At 70.8% G+C, this 2,251-nt stretch carries 1 protein-coding gene and 1 pseudogene; both read left to right on the top strand.

The window, feature by feature from the left end:
• Nucleotides 1–1,899, top strand: a 1,899-nt coding sequence (locus HNQ09_RS18615) for a malectin domain-containing carbohydrate-binding protein (RefSeq protein ID WP_184032056.1), incomplete at its 5' end; no start/stop codon positions are given.
• Between the two features lie 56 nt (nucleotides 1,900–1,955).
• Nucleotides 1,956–2,251, top strand: a pseudogene (locus tag HNQ09_RS18610) (NPCBM/NEW2 domain-containing protein); the annotation flags it as partial.

Genomic DNA, 2,251 nt, shown 5'->3' with positions numbered 1-2,251 from the left:
ACCGACGGTCCACTGGCGCTGAGCGTGGATGTCAGTGGGGTCAACGAGCTGCGGCTGGTGGTCACCGACGCCGGCGACGGCCTCAACTACGACCATGCCGACTGGGCGGGCGCCAAGCTCAGCTGCGCGACCGACGCCGACACCACGGCCCCCGCTGCGCCGGGCAGCCTGAGCGCCAGCGGCGGCGACGGCAGCATCGTGCTCGACTGGGGCGACAACACCGAGGGTGACCTCGCCGGGTACCGGGTCAGCGGCGCGGCCACGCCGGACGGCCCCTTCCAGCCGCTCACGTCGGCGCCCATCACCGCCTCGACCTTCACCGAAAGCGGTCTGCCTGCGGGCGTCACCCGCCACTATCAGGTCGTCGCGGTGGACACCAGCGGCAACGCCTCGGCTCCGGCCAGCGTCAGCGCCACGACCCTCGCGGGCAGCGGTACGCCCCGGGTGGGGGTCGAGAATCTGGACGGCGGACCGTGGCAAGACCGGCTGGTCTTCAGCCGCATCGGTTCGCTGGCCTCGCCGCCCAGCAACGGGGTCCACAACCTCGTCTCGCTGCGTGTGCGCAACAGCGGCAGCGCCGTGCTGCGCGTGTCGGGGTTGCCCATCAGCGGGCCGTGGCAGCTCGACCCGGCGGTGACCTTCCCGCTCGACATCGCGCCGGGCGCCTCGGCGGACGTGCGGGTGCGCTTCGTGGCCGAGACGACCAAGGTGAACAACGGCACCCTGACGGTGGTCACCAACGACCCCGCCACCCCCAACCTGACCGTGCAGCTCGCGGGGCTGTGGCAAAGCGTCTCGGAAGGCGGGCAGGAACCCGACGTCTTCCAGATTCGCGAGGCGTTCGGCTACAAGGGATCGTTCCTGGGCGGCGAACCCAGCATCAACCTCAAGGGCCTGGTGCGGCCCCAGGGTGAGGAGGTGCTGTCGGCCTACTGGCAGCGCGCCGACGAGACGCAGCCCGTGCAGGTGCGCCAGCTCGCGGCCTACCACACCCAGGGCAACACCGCGGCCCTCTTCTGGCACGCCAAGGGCAGCGGCACGGCGAGCACGGTCCTCACCCACGCCGGGGTGGACGGGCAGACGTTGCTGCCGCGCCTGAGCAACCTCTCGGGCCTGGCGCAGGCCAGCTTCACGCCCGGCGCCCGCACCTTCGGCCTCAAGATCGACGGCGAGTGGAGCGACCCCGCCCGCAACAACCAGACCACCGACCGCAGCAACGGCTGCGCGCGCCCCTGCGGCCAGCACATCCGCTTCTACCCCCTCAAGGACCGCGCCGGGTTGACCATTCCCAACAGCTACATGGTCATCATGGACTACTCGGGCATCAACTACGACTACAACGACAACATGTACACGGTCAGCAACCTCAAGCCCGCGCCCCTGCTGATCAACGTCGGCGCCGGAGGCTTCACCGCCCCGTCGGGCGACGTGTGGCTGCCCGACCGCGACCAGAACAGCGACGCGATCTTCACGCCGACCACCGCCATCAACGAGCCGGGCACGGCCTACACCGGCCCCATCTCGGGCACCGACAACCCGCAGCTCTACCGCAGCTACCGGGGCCGCACCGCCGACCTGAGCGTGCCGCAGGAAAGCCGCAAGATCACCTTCGACATCCCGCTGAACAACGGCACCTATCAGGTCAAGCTGCACTTTGCCGAGCTGAACTGGAACGAGCCGGGCCGTCGCCTTTTCGACGTGCTCGCGGAAGGCAGCACCCGGGTGTCCAAGCTCGACATCTTTTCCGAGAGTGGCGGGCGCTACGCCGCGCTGGTCAAGACGCTGGACGGGGTGCAGGTCAATGACGGCAAGCTCACGCTGACGCTGGACGCGGGCCTGACCGCCTCGGGCCTGGGACGCGACTTCCCTGCCCTCTCGGGCATCGAGGTCGTGCGGTGAGGGGGGCAGCCCCGGAGCCGGTTCCCCTCCGGCGGCGTCCTTTCCCCTCCCCCCTCATGCGGGTGGCCCCCGCCACGCTGCTGCTGGGCGCCCTGCTGGGCCTGAGCGCCTGCGGAGAGCGGACCCTTCAGGTCCCCGCGCCCGACGCGGGCAAAGACCCCTACGCGGGAGGCGTGAGCTATCCGTGGAGCGACCGGGTGGGTCCAGCCGGAGACGACCCTTACGCCGGCGGGGTCAGCTACCCCTGGACCGGTGCTGGCGCCCCCACCGCCCTGCGCGGCGCGCAGGGCAGCGCCCAGACCTTCCTCTCCGACACCCAGTGGACCAGCGCCACCAACGCCTGGGGTCCCGT

The organism is Deinococcus budaensis, from assembly GCF_014201885.1.
GTDB lineage: Bacteria > Deinococcota > Deinococci > Deinococcales > Deinococcaceae > Deinococcus > Deinococcus budaensis.
This window is presented reverse-complemented; position numbering and strand designations above follow the sequence as displayed.